At 70.4% G+C, this 12,327-nt stretch carries 14 protein-coding genes and 1 tRNA gene; 9 read left to right on the forward strand and 6 right to left on the reverse strand.

Going from position 1 to position 12,327, the window contains the following annotated elements; translation table 11 throughout:
* The first annotated feature begins 157 nt into the window (after positions 1 to 157).
* Positions 158 to 1,018, forward strand: coding sequence for a hypothetical protein (locus AB0H37_RS27540; RefSeq protein WP_329093007.1), 861 nt, complete (start codon positions 158 to 160; stop codon positions 1,016 to 1,018).
* A gap of 15 nt (positions 1,019 to 1,033) precedes the next feature.
* Here AB0H37_RS27540 and AB0H37_RS27545 read toward each other — a convergent pair whose 3' ends face one another.
* Entirely contained in the window at positions 1,034 to 1,717 is a 684-nt protein-coding gene (locus tag AB0H37_RS27545; protein WP_360616201.1) for a helix-turn-helix transcriptional regulator, read from the reverse strand.
* A 65-nt stretch (positions 1,718 to 1,782) separates the two neighbouring features.
* On the opposite strand from AB0H37_RS27545, the gene AB0H37_RS27550 reads away from it, so the two are divergent.
* Together AB0H37_RS27550 and pyk are read left to right on the forward strand one after the other, a co-directional pair.
* Positions 1,783 to 2,340 (forward strand): type 1 glutamine amidotransferase domain-containing protein, encoded by a 558-nt coding sequence (locus tag AB0H37_RS27550; protein ID WP_179833940.1) that lies wholly within the window; start codon positions 1,783 to 1,785, stop codon positions 2,338 to 2,340.
* A 108-nt stretch (positions 2,341 to 2,448) separates the two neighbouring features.
* Positions 2,449 to 3,879 (forward strand): pyruvate kinase, encoded by a 1,431-nt coding sequence (pyk, locus tag AB0H37_RS27555; protein ID WP_179833941.1) that lies wholly within the window; start codon positions 2,449 to 2,451, stop codon positions 3,877 to 3,879.
* A gap of 154 nt (positions 3,880 to 4,033) precedes the next feature.
* Here the strand turns inward: pyk and AB0H37_RS27560 are convergent, their stop codons facing one another.
* Both AB0H37_RS27560 and AB0H37_RS27565 read right to left on the reverse strand, forming a co-directional pair.
* Entirely contained in the window at positions 4,034 to 4,816 is a 783-nt protein-coding gene (locus AB0H37_RS27560; RefSeq protein WP_360616204.1) for a helix-turn-helix domain-containing protein, read from the reverse strand.
* Positions 4,817 to 4,912: 96 nt separating this feature from the next.
* A tRNA-Leu gene (locus AB0H37_RS27565) sits at positions 4,913 to 4,985 on the reverse strand.
* 102 nt (positions 4,986 to 5,087) lie between these two features.
* Here AB0H37_RS27565 and AB0H37_RS27570 point away from each other — a divergent pair.
* The gene (locus tag AB0H37_RS27570; RefSeq protein WP_329093001.1) at positions 5,088 to 5,690 is read left to right on the forward strand and encodes a response regulator; all 603 of its coding nucleotides are present in this window, start codon (positions 5,088 to 5,090) and stop codon (positions 5,688 to 5,690) included.
* Between the two features lie 240 nt (positions 5,691 to 5,930).
* Here the strand turns inward: AB0H37_RS27570 and AB0H37_RS27575 are convergent, their stop codons facing one another.
* Positions 5,931 to 6,107 carry a hypothetical protein gene (locus AB0H37_RS27575; protein WP_229809917.1) on the reverse strand — a complete coding sequence of 59 codons (177 nt, stop codon included), beginning with the start codon at positions 6,105 to 6,107 and terminating at the stop codon, positions 5,931 to 5,933.
* Between AB0H37_RS27575 and AB0H37_RS27580 the strand changes: the two genes are divergently transcribed.
* The 5 genes from AB0H37_RS27580 to AB0H37_RS27600 all read left to right on the forward strand — a co-directional run bounded on the left by AB0H37_RS27580 (position 6,106) and on the right by AB0H37_RS27600 (position 10,985).
* Entirely contained in the window at positions 6,106 to 7,152 is a 1,047-nt protein-coding gene (locus AB0H37_RS27580; RefSeq protein ID WP_329092997.1) for a branched-chain amino acid ABC transporter substrate-binding protein, read from the forward strand. The genes AB0H37_RS27575 and AB0H37_RS27580 overlap by 2 nt on opposite strands.
* Positions 7,153 to 7,257: 105 nt before the next feature.
* Positions 7,258 to 8,223, forward strand: coding sequence for a branched-chain amino acid ABC transporter permease (locus AB0H37_RS27585; protein ID WP_329092995.1), 966 nt, complete (start codon positions 7,258 to 7,260; stop codon positions 8,221 to 8,223).
* Positions 8,220 to 9,395 carry a branched-chain amino acid ABC transporter permease gene (locus AB0H37_RS27590; protein WP_360616207.1) on the forward strand — a complete coding sequence of 392 codons (1,176 nt, stop codon included), beginning with the start codon at positions 8,220 to 8,222 and terminating at the stop codon, positions 9,393 to 9,395. Before AB0H37_RS27585 ends, AB0H37_RS27590 begins: the two co-directional genes overlap by 4 nt.
* A gap of 47 nt (positions 9,396 to 9,442) precedes the next feature.
* Positions 9,443 to 10,183: an ABC transporter ATP-binding protein gene (locus AB0H37_RS27595; RefSeq protein WP_360616312.1), complete on the forward strand. Its 741-nt coding sequence runs from the start codon at positions 9,443 to 9,445 to the stop codon at positions 10,181 to 10,183.
* Positions 10,173 to 10,985, forward strand: coding sequence for an ABC transporter ATP-binding protein (locus AB0H37_RS27600; protein WP_360616209.1), 813 nt, complete (start codon positions 10,173 to 10,175; stop codon positions 10,983 to 10,985). Before AB0H37_RS27595 ends, AB0H37_RS27600 begins: the two co-directional genes overlap by 11 nt.
* Before the next feature lie 73 nt (positions 10,986 to 11,058).
* Here the strand turns inward: AB0H37_RS27600 and AB0H37_RS27605 are convergent, their stop codons facing one another.
* Both AB0H37_RS27605 and AB0H37_RS27610 read right to left on the reverse strand, forming a co-directional pair.
* Positions 11,059 to 11,646, reverse strand: coding sequence for a DUF4352 domain-containing protein (locus AB0H37_RS27605; protein ID WP_360616211.1), 588 nt, complete (start codon positions 11,644 to 11,646; stop codon positions 11,059 to 11,061).
* 261 nt (positions 11,647 to 11,907) lie between these two features.
* Entirely contained in the window at positions 11,908 to 12,324 is a 417-nt protein-coding gene (locus AB0H37_RS27610) for a hotdog fold thioesterase (protein WP_360616313.1), read from the reverse strand.
* Between the last annotated feature and the right edge of the window lie 3 nt (positions 12,325 to 12,327).

Below are 12,327 nucleotides of genomic sequence, written 5' to 3' on the forward strand. Positions count from 1 at the left end.
CCGCCACCGGGGCCGCCCGCACCCCCACCCCGCGACGCGGGACGCCAGGGGCCCGGCCACCCACCGCTGGGGTGGCCGGGCCCACCGCGCCCCCTCCCGCGACCCGCGTCCGTTTCCGACAAGACGCCCGGCCACCGCCCGCCCTAGCGTCAGAGGCATGAAGGTCCTGCACCGAACCGGCCTCGCGCGCGCCGCGGAGTTCATGCGCCTCAACGGCCGCCTCATCGACCGGCACCGCTTCGCCCTCCACTTCCGCGGCGGCCCCGCCGCGGCCGTCCTCGCCGCCCTCAGGCCCTACGAGAACCCCGACGGCGGATACGGCCACGCCCTCGAACCGGACCTGCGCGGCGAGGACAGCCAACCCGTCCCCGCCCAGCACGCCCTGCAGCTCCTGCACGAGGCGGGCGCCGACGCCGACCCCGCCGTCACGCGCATCGCGGGCTACCTGGCCTCCATCACCGCCGACGGCGGGGGAGTGCCCTTCGTCCTGCCGACCGTCCGCGACGCCCCGCACGCCCCCTGGTGGCAGACACCCGACGACCCGCCCGCCGCCATCAACCCCACCGCCACCCTCGCCGGCATGCTCCACAGGGCCGGCGCGCACCACCCCTGGCTCGGACCCGCCACCGACTTCTGCTGGCGCTACCTGGAGGCCCCCGGCGCCGAACCCGGCGGCTACGACGTCCTCGCCGTCCTGACCTTCCTCGACCACGTCCCCGACCGCGACCGCGCCGAGGCGGCCTTCACCCGCGTCCGCGACGTCCTCGCCGCCCACGCCACCAGCGACCACCAGGGACCGCTCGACTTCGCGCCCGCCCCCGGCGGGTACGGGCGCCGGCTCTTCGACGCCGGCGACATCGACGCCCGCCTCGACGCCCTCATCGACGAGCAGGGCGACGACGGCGGCTGGGACGTCGCCTTCCCCATCTGGACACCCGTCACCGGCCCCGAATGGCGCGGCCACGTCACCGTCGAACGCCTCACGACCCTGCGCGCCTACGGACGCCTCAAGCCCTGACCGGTCCGGAGACGGTCACAGCAGGTTCCGCACGGGCTCGCCCGCCAGGTCCCGCACCTCGTGCGCGAAATGGGCCTGGTCGGCGTAACCCGCCGCGAACGCGACCTCCGCCAGCGGCCCGCCCGCCCGCGCCAGGCCCAGCGCCCGCTGGAACCGCAGCACCCGCTGCAGCGTCTTCGGCCCGTACCCGAACACCGCCAGCGACCGCCGCCGCAACTGCCGCTCACCGATTCCGAGCCCGTCCGCCACATCACGGACCGAACCCTCCGCCAGACCCCCGACCACCGACCCGACGAGCGGATCCGCCGGGCCCATCCGCACCCGCACGGCCGCCACCAGCGCCGCGCGGCGGTCGTCCGCCGCCGCCACGACCTCCGCCAGCCGATCGGCCTCCGCGCCCCACAACTCGCGCAACGGCACCCGCCCGTCCCGCAGAGCGTCCGCCGGGACGCCCAGCACCGGCGGCGCCGTCCCCGGCACGAACCGCACCGCCGCGATCTCCTCGCCGGGCCGCATGACCGCCGGCATCGGACCCGTGTCCGGCCCCGCCACCAGAAGCCCGCCGGCCGCCCAGATGAGGTCCACGCACGCGTCAGGGAGCACGCGCTGGACGAACGGCTCGGCGTCCGGCGGCAACGCCGCCGTCCACGAGCAGGCCATCCCCGGCGTCCGGTACTCGCGGTAGCCCGTGGGGTTCACCCTTCCTGCATACCACCCGTGTTCGCGGGCAGGGGCCAGAGAACACCGACCAACGGAGGCAACCGATGTCGAACAACGATCTTCAGGGCAGGACCATCGCCTTCCTGTGCGCACCCGAGGGCACCGAGCAGGTCGAGCTGACCGAGCCGTGGAAGGCCGTGGAGCAGGCCGGCGCCACCCCGCGCCTGGTCTCCACGCAGTCCGGCAGGCTCCAGGCGTTCGACCACCTGGACAAGGCCGACACCTTCCCCGTCGACACCACCGTCGACGTCTCCGACCACACCGAGTTCGACGCCCTCGTCCTGCCCGGCGGCGTCGCCAACCCCGACTTCCTGCGCACCGACCCCGACGCCGTCGCGTTCGCCCGGTCGTTCTTCGACGCGGGCAAGCCCGTCGCCGTCATCTGCCACGGCCCGTGGACCCTCATCGAGGCCGGCGTCGTCCGGGGGCGCACCGTGACGTCCTGGCCGAGCCTGCGGACCGACCTGCGCAACGCGGGGGCCACCTGGGTGGACGAGGAGGTCCAGATCTGCGAGAACGGCCCCAACGTGCTGGTCAGCAGCCGCAAGCCCGACGACCTCAAGGCGTTCTGCCAGGCCGCCGTGGAGGTGTTCAAGCGGTGACGCGGCCACATGTGGTCTAGACCTCTGACCTAGACCACTCGGTGAACCCCGGGCGACCATATCCTGCACGAATATCCGTACCGGCAAGTAACTAAGTACGGTTGTGACGTGACCCGTCGAGCGAAGATCGTCAGCACCATCGGTCCGGCCTGCTCCAGCAGCGAGCAGATCCACGCCCTCGTCGAAGCCGGCGTCGACGTCGCCCGGCTCAACATGAGCCACGGCGAGCATGCCGTCCACGAGGAGGTCTACCACCGGATCCGCGCCGCCGCCGACGCCACCGGACGCGGCGTCGGCATCCTGGCGGACCTGCAGGGCCCCAAGATCCGCATCGGGCGCTTCCCCGACGGCCCCGTACGGCTCACCCTCGGCGACGACTTCACCATCACCACCGACGACGTCCCCGGCACCCGCCGCGAGGTGTCCACCACCTACCAGGGGCTGCCGGGCGACGTCAGCCCCGGCGACACCGTCCTCATCGACGACGGCCGCGTCGCCCTCAAGGTCACCTCGGTCGAGGGCCCCCGCGTCCACACCACCGTCACCGTCGGCGGCATGGTGTCCGACAACAAGGGCCTCAACCTGCCCGGCGTCCCCGTCAGCGTCCCCGCCCTCACCGAGAAGGACGAGCAGGACCTGCGCTGGGCCCTGCGCCTCGGCGTCGACCTCGTCGCGCTGTCCTTCGTCCGCACCCCCGCCGACGCCGACATCTGCTACCAGATCATGGAAGAGGAGGGCGTCCGCGTCCCCCTCATCGGCAAGATCGAGAAGCCGCAGGCCGTCGAGCGGCTCCCCGAGATCGTCGCCGCCTTCGACGGCATCATGGTGGCTCGCGGCGACCTCGGCGTCGAGATGCCCCTCGAACAGGTGCCGATCGTCCAGAAGCGCGCCATCGAGCTCTGCCGCGAGAAGGCCCGCCCGGTCATCGTCGCCACCCAGATGCTCGAATCCATGATCTCCGCGCCCCGCCCCACCCGCGCCGAGACCTCCGACGTCGCCAACGCCGTCTTCGAGGGCGCCGACGCCGTCATGCTCTCCGGCGAGACCAGCGTCGGCCAGTACCCCATCGAGTCCGTCCTCACGATGAGCCGCATCGTGCAGACCGCCGAGCAGGCCGCCCTCCAGGCCACCCACACCCTGGAGCGGATGCCCGAGACCATCGGCGGCGCCATCGCCCGCGCCGCCGCCGAGGTCGGCGCGATCGTCGGCGCCGAGGCCCTCGCCGCCTTCACCATGTCCGGCGAGACCGCCCGGCGCCTGTCCCGCTACCGCTCGCCGATCCCGCTGCTCGCCTTCACCTCCGTGCCCGCCGTCCGCGGCAGGCTCGCCCACGTCTGGGGCGTCGAGACCTTCATCGTCCCCCAGGTCGACCACACCGACACGATGGTCCGCCAGGTCGAGCAGGCCCTCCTCGAACTCGGCCGGTTCCAGAAGGGCGACAAGGTCGTCGTCGTCGCCGGCTCGCCCCCCGGCACCGCCGGCTCGACGAACGCCCTGCGCGTGCACAGCCTCGGCGACGCCATCGCCGTTCCCCACTGACCATCACCCCTGCCGGGCACCGCGCGACCCGCACCCCGCGCGGTGCCCGGCCTCCTCCCCGCCGCACCCTTCACGACCGGACCCGCGGACCCTGCGCGCAGCGCACTCATCACCGCCCGGTCTCATTTCCGCGACGCTCCGGGAACCCCGCCCCTCAGTACTTCGGTCCGACGAACTCGTCCAGCCGCGCCACCGCCTCCCTCTTCGCGACCGAGATGTTCTTCTCGTTCATCTGCCTCCACGCGATCCCGAGCCGATCCAGCGCATCGGTGAACAACCCCTGGATGTCCAGCGACACGTTCGTGAAGTTGTAGCGGGGGTACTCGTACCAGCGCTCCTCGTTCTTCAGCAGCCGCCGGACTCGGTTGGTGAAGCGACACCCGTCGGAGTGGAGCAGCCCGCGGACGAAGTCCTCAGCGAACTCGTCCACGATCTCCTGCTGCCAGGGGAGTAGTTCGATCTTCCGTTCGTGCTTCTTGCCCGGCCCGTGCTGGGGGAAGAAGCAGGGCCAGTGCTTGGAGTGGCTGTTGACCTCGACGCAGCCGACCCGCTGGATGATCCGCACCTTGTTCCCCGGCCGGACGGCGCTGACGGCTGCCACGCACTGATCGATCAGTCCGGGCCAGGCGCTGGCGCAGGCGATCCGGAGAGCCCAGATCATCTTTCTGCGGTCGCCCACGGGGCTGATGCAGCCATCGCCCAGGTAAAGGCCGAGGAGGTAGGAGTAGGAGTCCTTCGGCTCAGGTGCTCTCGGTAATGCCGTGCACCGCGGGCAGTCTCGGTGCGGCTGGACGTAGAGATCGCGTCCCTGCTCGATCCGCAGGAGCCATTCACGGATCGCGCCGCGCGAAATGCCGGTTCGGCGGCTGACATCGCTGATCGTGAGGCCCTGGTCCAGCAGCGCAAGGGCGCGATGACGCATGGTGATGTCATACATGCGCACAGTGTTGCGCGGGGCTACGACACTTCTGTGTCCGTGTGGGGAGGCGCCGCTGACTGCCGTCGAAAACCGCAGTGCTCACTGGTCGAGAGGTGCCCCGAGTGGGATTCGAACCCACACTTGATGTGGTTTGAGCACATTGCCTCTGCCATTGGGCTATCGGGGCTAATGTCCTAATAATTTGGACATCTAGGTTGCTCGTGCGGGACGGGCTCTCCGGGCAACCCTGGCGGGGACCAGGGTAGCGGGTTTCGGTAGGGTCGTGGGCGTGGAGAGCGCTCGGCGAGTTGTGATCGCGGAAGACGAGGCCCTGATCAGGCTGGACCTGAAGGAGATGCTTCAGGAGGACGGCTACGAGGTGGTCGGGGAGGCCGGGGACGGTGAGACGGCCGTCCGGCTGGCCGGGGAGCTGAAGCCCGACCTCGTGATCCTCGACGTGAAGATGCCGGTCCTGGACGGCATCTCGGCGGCCGAGCGGATCTCCGCGGAGCGGATCGCGCCGGTGGTGATCCTCACCGCGTTCTCGCAGCGCGAACTCGTCCAGCGGGCGACCGACGCGGGCGCGATGGCCTATCTCGTCAAGCCGTTCTCCAAGACCGACCTCACGCCGGCGATCGAGATGGCGGTGAGCCGGTACACCGAGATGCGCGCCCTGGAGGCCGAGGTCGCGGGGCTGCAGGAGCGGCTGGAGACGCGCAAGGTGGTCGACCGGGCCAAGGGGCTGCTACAGCAGGCCCACGGGTGGTCCGAGGCCGAGGCCTTCCGGTGGATCCAGAAGACCTCGATGGACCGGCGGCTCACGATGCGGGCCGTCGCCGAGGCGGTCGTGGCGGGCGCCTCCGGAGGCGGGGACGAGCCCGCCGCGGGCTGACTCCTCAGCGTGGTCGAACCCCTGGTTGTCAAGGTCCAAAGCGCAGGTACCGGACCGGGCCGTCGACGTCACGTTTCGTAATCGTCCCAGGCAACGCCCGGTATCGGATGGGCACAGGGGCGTAACGAACGAGTAACCCTTCGATCCGGGGGTCCTGTTCTGGGGTGGGTCGACGGTGTACGACATACCTGGTCCCCGAGTGACCGGTTTCCTCCCTCCGAGGGCGTCGGCGTCGGGGCTTCACTCGTACCCGATCCCCTCCCGGATCCGGATGGAAAGGTTGGGCACCTTGCGGCGCAACATGATGAGGATCACCGGCGCGGTTGCGGTGAGCGCGGCGCTCGCGCTCAGCGCCGTGGCGTGCGGTGACGGCGATAGCGACTCCGGCAGTGGCAACGAGGTCACGATCGGGTTCATGGGTGACCTGACCGGTGAGAACTCGGGCCTGGTGATCCCGCCCAAGCAGGGCGCGCAGCTGGCCATCGAGCAGTACAACGCCACGAACCCGAAGGTCAAGATCAAGTTCAAGACCTACGACAGCCAGGGCAAGCCGGAGCAGGCGACGACGCTGGCGCAGGGCGCGATCAAGAACGACAAGATCGCCGGCCTCATCGGTCCCGCGTTCTCCGGTGAGTCGCAGAGCGTCGCCCCGATCCTCGAAGAGGCCAAGGTCCCGAGCGTGTCGCCGTCGGCGACCAACATCACGCTCGGCGAGAAGGGCTGGAAGTACTGGCACCGGGTGGTGGCCGACGACGCCGTGCAGAGCGAGGGCGCCGCGAACTTCCTGGTGAACTCGGTGAAGGCGAAGAAGCTCTTCACGGTGTCGGACAACCAGGACTACGGCAAGGGCCTCGCCGACGCCATCGGCAAGGCCGCCGGCGCCAAGGGCGTGCAGACCCAGACCGACGCGGTCGACGACAAGGCGACGGACTACTCCTCGACCGTCAACAAGATCAACCAGTTCAAGCCGGACGCGGTCTACTTCGGCGGTTACTACGCCGTGGCGGGGCGGCTGTTCAAGCAGCTGCGCGAGGCCGGCTACAAGGGCAAGATGATGTCCGGCGACGGCTCGCTGGCGACCGGCCTGATCGAGGGCGCCGGCCAGGCGAACGCGCAGGGCGCGCTGCTGAGCTGCGGCTGCCTGATCGACGCCGAGGGCAAGACGAACCCGAAGGCCAAGAAGTTCGCCGACGACTACAAGGCGAAGTTCAACTCCGAGGTCGCCATCTACTCGACCGAGGGCTTCGACGCCGCGACGGCGTTCATCGAGGCGGTCAAGGCCGGCAAGACCGAGCCGGAGGACATCAACAGCTTCGTGAAGACCGAGGACATCCAGGGCGTCGGGAAGCAGATCAAGTTCGCCGAGAACGGCGAGCTGGCGGCCCAGGACATCTTCATCTACGAGGTGAAGGACAACAAGCTGCCTCTGCTCGGCAACAGCAACGAAGCGAAGGTCTCGTAGGCGTCACCACGCCCGGACCGACCGCCCCCGGCCCCGGGGGCCCCTGATGGCGCGGGAGCGGGAGCGCTACAGCGCTCCCGCTCCTTTTGACGAAGGCGACCGAAGGTGCTCGACGACTTCATCAATCAATTCTGGCCGTCGACCGTCGACGGGCTGGCGCTGGGCGCGATCTACGCGCTGCTGGCGCTGGGCTACACGATGGTCTACGGCGTGCTCCGGCTGATCAACTTCGCGCATGCCGACATCTTCATGGTCGGCACGTTCGCGGCGCTGTGGACGGTGCGGTCCCTGAACGTGTCGGCGGTCGGCGGTGTCGCGCTGATCGGCGTGGTGGCGCTCATGGCCGTCGTCGGCGGCGCGGTCGCGGGCGGCGGCGCGATGCTGCTCGAGGTGGCGGCCTACCGGCCGCTGCGCAAACGGGGGGCGTCGAGACTGGCGGCGCTGATCTCGGCGATCGGCGCGTCGATCTTCATCCAGCAGCTGATGGGCACGGTGCTCATCCACCGCGTGTTCGGCACCTCGAAGGAGGGCGGCAAGCTCGACGTCAACGAGCACTTCAAGAAGCTGTCGGACGTCGTGGACGTCGGGCCGATCCTCATCCGCAACGACCAGTTGATCGTCTTCCTGGGCGCGGTGCTCATGATGGTCGCGCTGGACCAGTTCGTGAACCGCACGAAGCTCGGCCGGGGCATCCGCTCGACGGCGCAGGACCCGGAGACGGCCGTGCTGATGGGCGTGAACATCGACCGGGTCGTGCAGGTGACGTTCCTGGTCGGCGGGGTCATGGCCGGCGTGGCCGCGGCGCTGTACTTCCTGCGCTTCGAGAGCACGAACTACTTCGTCGGCTTCCTGCTCGGCATCAAGGCGTTCACGGCGGCGGTGCTCGGCGGCATCGGCAACCTCCGGGGCGCCCTGGTCGGCGGGTTCACTCTCGGGTTGCTGGAGATGTACGGTTCGAGCTTCTTCGGTTCCCAGTGGCGCGACGTGGTCGCGTTCTCGGTGCTGATCCTGGTCCTGATGTTCCGTCCCACCGGCATTCTCGGTGAGTCCCTCCAGCGGGCGCGCGCATGAACCTCACGAAGAACGCAAACGGAAACGGCGGCGCGGGCGGCAACCGCTCGGCGCGTGACATGTTCTCCCTGGACCCGCTGCGCGACTGGTGGGCGTCGGCTCCCGGCGCGGTGCGGTGGGCCGTCTACCTCCTGCTGATCGTCGGGGCGCTGCTGCTGCCGAGCGAGGCGATCGGCTCGTTCATGGCGCCGAGCGGCAGCGACTGGCCGTCGATGCTGAGCAGCCAGATCGCGATCTACGTGCTGCTGGCGATCGGGCTGAACGTGGTGGTCGGCATGGCCGGCCTCCTCGACCTCGGATATGTGGCGTTCTACGCGGTGGGCGGCTACACGATGGCCATCTTCGCGACGCGCTACGAATGGAACTTCTGGGAGTCGCTGGGGCTGGCGATCGGGTTCTCGGCGCTCGCGGGGGTCATCCTCGGCGCGCCGACGCTGCGGCTGCGCGGCGACTACCTGGCGATCGTGACGCTCGGCTTCGGTGAGATCGTCAAGCGGACGGCGAACAACAGCTCGTACGTGAACGGCCCGCGCGGTGTGCAGGGGATCCCGCACCCGCCGTCGCTGTCGGAGTTCGAGATCCTGGGCGTCCAGCCGTTGAAGTACGGGCTGCTGGACGCGCGGCCGTACTACTACCTGCTGGTCCTGTTCATCATCATCGCGATCGTTTTCGTGAAGCGGCTGGAGCGGTCGCGGGTGGGCCGCGCGTGGGCGTCGATCCGGGAGGACGAGGACGCGGCGGAGCTGATGGGCGTGCCGACGTTCAAGTTCAAGCTGGCGGCGTTCGCGATCGGCGCGGCGATCGGCGGCAGCGGCGGCGTGGTGTTCGCCGGGCAGATCACTTCGATCAACCCGCAGAACTTCGAGTTCCTGGTCTCGGCGCTGATCCTGGCCGGCGTGGTGCTGGGCGGTTCGGGCAACCTTCCGGGTGTGATGCTGGGCGCGGCGGTGCTGGCGTGGCTGCCCGAGCGGTTCCGGTTCCTGCACGACTACCGGATGCTGATCTTCGGTGCCGCGCTCGTCATGATGATGATCTTCCGTCCGGAGGGCCTGTGGCCGTCGCGGCAGCGGAAGGCGGAGCTGGCCGAGGGCACCGGCGGCATGGGCAGCATGGGCGCCGAGGTGGCCGGTCCTGGCCAGTCGGACGCGGCCGCCGTGGAGGAGGGCAAGTGAGCGAGGCGAAGGGCGCGTCGCCCGTCCTGGAGCTGCGGGACGTCGTCATGCGGTTCGGCGGCGTTGTCGCGCTCAACAAGGTGGACATCACGATCCGCGAGGGCGAGATCTTCGCGCTGATCGGCCCTAACGGGGCGGGGAAGACGACGGTGTTCAACGTGACCACCGGCGTCTACCGGCCGACCGAGGGGCAGGTGGTGTTCCGCGGGAAGCGCATCGACGGCAAGAAGCGCTACGTCGTGACGAAGCTGGGGGTGGCGCGCACGTTCCAGAACGTGCGGCTGTTCCACAACATGACGGCGCTGGAGAACGTCATGGTGGGCGCGGACGCGCACCACCGGACGGGGTTCGTCGGGGCGGCGCTCGGGCTTCCGTGGCATCGCCGCGAGGAGCGCCGCGGACGCGAGCGGGCGCAGGAGCTGCTGGAGCTGGTGGGCATTCCGCACCGCGGCGACGAGGCGGCGAAGAACCTGCCGTACGGCGACCAGCGGCGGCTGGAGATCGCCCGGGCGCTGGCCACCGAGCCGAAGCTGCTGCTGCTGGACGAGCCCGCGGCGGGCATGAACCCGGCGGAGAAGGTGGCGCTCCAGCAGCTGATCCGCGACATCCGGGACACCGGGGTGACGGTGCTGCTGATCGAGCACGACATGAGCCTGGTCATGGGCATCAGCGACCGGGTCGCGGTGCTGGACTTCGGTCAGAAGATCGCGGACGGCCTGCCGGCCGAGGTGCAGAACGACCCGCGGGTCATCGAGGCGTATCTGGGGGCTCCGGCCGATGCTTCTTGAGATCAGTGACATCCACGTCCACTACGGGAAGATCGCGGCGCTGAAGGGCATCACCGCGGAGGTCGGCCAGGGGGAGATCGTCACGCTGATCGGCGCGAACGGCGCCGGGAAGACGACGACCCTGAAGACCATCTCGGGGCTGCGCGGGCTGTCGTCGGGCGCGATCCGGTTCGACGGCGAGGACATCAGCAGGATGCCCGGGCACAAGCGGGTGCTCGTCGGCATCGGGCAGGCGCCGGAGGGCCGGGGGATCTTCCCCGGCATGACGGTGGAGGAGAACCTGCTGATGGGCGCCTACGCCCGCAAGGACGACCCCGCCAAGGAGCTGGCCGAGGCGTTCGAGCTGTTCCCGCGTCTGGCCGAGCGCCGCAAGCAGCTGGGCGGCACCATGTCGGGCGGCGAGCAGCAGATGCTCGCGATCGGGCGGGCGCTGATGGCCAAGCCGAAGGTGCTGCTGCTGGACGAGCCGTCGATGGGCCTGGCGCCCATGCTCGTCCAGCAGATCTTCTCGATCATCCAGGAGATCAACCGGCGCGGCACGACGGTGCTGCTGGTGGAGCAGAACGCGCAGCAGGCGCTGCAGATCGCGCACCGGGCGTACGTGCTGGAGACCGGCCGGGTGGTCAAGTCGGCCCCGGCGGCGGAGCTGCTGGACGACCCGGAGGTCCGGGCCGCCTATCTGGGCGGCGAGCTGGGCGACGGCGCCGCTCAGGCGGCCCCGGGGCCCGGTCCGGAGGCCGAGGAGGCCGGTCCGGAGGACGAGGGGTCCGCGGACGGCTCCGGCGAGGAGACCGCGAAGTAGCGGCGCGTCCGAGCGTGTCAGGCCCGCTCGGCCCGGTTCGTCCGGGCCGGGCGGGCCTCGCGCGTTCCGGGGGTCAGGGGAGCTTGATCTCGGCCGGGGCGGGGTCGGTCGTGGCGCCGACCGGCGGTGAGCCGTACAGCCGGACGGCCCTGGTCCTGGCGCCGCGGGGGACGTCGAACCACAGGTCGAACTCGACGCGCATGGACGCCCCGACGGAGAGCCGCTCCGGCTGCCGTTTGATCATGGTGGCGTTGACGTCGGGGGAGTGGGTCGCGCCGTCGGTGGTGACGAGCCGCTGCCGCCAGGTGTCGAAGACCTGGATGTCGCGCCCGGTGTTGACGGCGAGGACGCGCACGCGGGTGAAGGCGCCCTTGGCGTTCATGGAGGCGTGGGTGCCCATGACGTCGGTCATGGCCTCGCGGAAGCCGACGACGGTGAACCGCATGTCGGCGCTCTTGCCGGTCTTGCCCTCGGGGACGGCCTCTCCCTCCCGCGCCTTCTCGGCCGGGATCTTGTAGTCGGGGAGCGAGGCGGTGTGGCCGGAGCCGGAGCATCCCGCGAGCGGGAGGGCCGCGGCGAGGGCGAGCGCGGCGCCCGCGAGAGCGGTGCTCGCACGGTGCCGTGGGCGCGGGCCGCGGGTGCGCGGGTCAGGGTGGCGCATGCCTCGGAAGGTACGTCCGGCGCCCGGGGCGGGTGAACGGGCGGGATCGTTTCGCAACGCAACCGCAACCGGTGATGAACCTACGCCGGTGTCGGACGGGGGCGTGACCGTCCCCGGGCATGCGTTGACCCGGGGTCACCTTTGGGGCCGTACGAACCTTCCCCGGGCGCGTACGTTGTCTACTCGGTGACCCCGGGTCGTTCCGATCCACGCTACAGACCCGGGGCAGCGCATCGCAAAGAAAGTGCGGATCACGCCGTGTCAGCGGCCGGGCGGGGCGTCGCGCAGCATGCAGGTGAGGCGCGCGGTGCAGACCCTCCGGTCCTGGTCGTCGGTGATGACGATGTCGTAGGTGGCGAGGGTGCGGCCCCCGTGCGCGCGGGTCGCCACGCCCGTGACGTACCCCTCGGTCGCGGACCGGTGGTGGGTGGCGTTGATCTCGATCCCGACGGCGATGCGGTCCGGGCCCGCGTGCAGCGCCGAGCCGACCGAGCCGAGGGACTCGGCCAGGACGCAGGAGGCGCCGCCGTGCAGCAGCCCGTACGGCTGGGTGTTGCCCTTGACCGGCATGCGCCCCACCACGCGCTCGGCCGAGGCCTCCAGGTACTCGACGCCCATGTTCTTCGCCAGGTCGCCGTGCGCGCCGAAATCCTCCCCCGCGAGGATCTTCGCGCCCAGGTC

It is taken from the genome of Actinomadura sp. NPDC023710 (genome assembly GCF_040639875.1).
Taxonomy (GTDB): domain Bacteria; phylum Actinomycetota; class Actinomycetes; order Streptosporangiales; family Streptosporangiaceae; genus Spirillospora; species Spirillospora citrea.

Coding starts and splice junctions, on each gene's coding strand:
- AB0H37_RS27600 (WP_360616209.1), top strand. CDS start 10,173: ATGCTTCTTGAGATCAGTGACATCCACGTCCACTACGGGAAGATCGCG.
- AB0H37_RS27550 (WP_179833940.1), top strand. CDS start 1,783: ATGTCGAACAACGATCTTCAGGGCAGGACCATCGCCTTCCTGTGCGCA.
- AB0H37_RS27560 (WP_360616204.1), bottom strand. CDS start 4,816: ATGTATGACATCACCATGCGTCATCGCGCCCTTGCGCTGCTGGACCAG.
- AB0H37_RS27595 (WP_360616312.1), top strand. CDS start 9,443: ATGCGGTTCGGCGGCGTTGTCGCGCTCAACAAGGTGGACATCACGATC.
- AB0H37_RS27605 (WP_360616211.1), bottom strand. CDS start 11,646: ATGCGCCACCCTGACCCGCGCACCCGCGGCCCGCGCCCACGGCACCGT.
- AB0H37_RS27590 (WP_360616207.1), top strand. CDS start 8,220: ATGAACCTCACGAAGAACGCAAACGGAAACGGCGGCGCGGGCGGCAAC.
- AB0H37_RS27575 (WP_229809917.1), bottom strand. CDS start 6,107: ATGAACCCGATCGTGACCTCGTTGCCACTGCCGGAGTCGCTATCGCCG.
- AB0H37_RS27580 (WP_329092997.1), top strand. CDS start 6,106: ATGGGTGACCTGACCGGTGAGAACTCGGGCCTGGTGATCCCGCCCAAG.
- AB0H37_RS27540 (WP_329093007.1), top strand. CDS start 158: ATGAAGGTCCTGCACCGAACCGGCCTCGCGCGCGCCGCGGAGTTCATG.